Annotated in this window: 1 protein-coding gene; it reads left to right on the top strand. The window is 32.5% G+C overall.

Features of this window, described 5'->3' with window-relative positions:
• Window positions 1–652 (top strand): SLAP domain-containing protein (locus H3R29_RS09105; RefSeq protein ID WP_198203129.1); only part of this gene is annotated, 652 nt, incomplete at both ends.

Raw genomic sequence — 652 nt, 5'->3', positions numbered from 1 at the left:
AATCATAAGACTCGTGTTTATAACAAAAAGGGTAAGAAAAAATATTCTTATCTTAAAACGAATGGGCTGCTAAAAAAGGGTGCTTTAGTAAGATACGTTGGCAAAATTAAAGCCTTATCTGATCCAGATACTAAGCGTTATTCGTTTAGTGACGAAGATATGAACTGGTATTATCTACCATATAAGACAATTAAGGGGAAGCAATACTACAATATCGGTCATGGTGGGTATATTAAAGCTGTGAATGTTGACAGTATCAATGGAAATAGACTAGTTACTAATTATGTTACTGTTACAATAGCTTCCTGGCCGTTTTCTTCTGATAAAGATTTTACAAAAGCCAGACTTGTTAATAATAAAGGTGAATTTACCGATAAATATGTTAAAAAAGGAACGAAACTGGTAGTTGATCGTTTTAGTAATAGAGAAGAGTTAGCGGGTACGAATAAAATTGATATGCTTGATAATGGTGTAGTTCTAGAAGTATACCGCATAAAAAACAATAAAAACTTGTTTGTTTTAAGAGACGACCTAAAAACACCGCCTCGTCAAAGTCTAATACCGTATACCAATATTATGACTGTAAAATTTGTGAATGACGCATATCTTTATAATACAAAAGGAGAATTGGGAGACGAATCAAGATTTAGAC

The sequence above is a fragment of the Lactobacillus sp. M0393 genome, from assembly GCF_016102025.1.
Taxonomy (GTDB): Bacteria; Bacillota; Bacilli; order Lactobacillales; family Lactobacillaceae; genus Lactobacillus; species Lactobacillus melliventris.
This window is presented reverse-complemented; position numbering and strand designations above follow the sequence as displayed.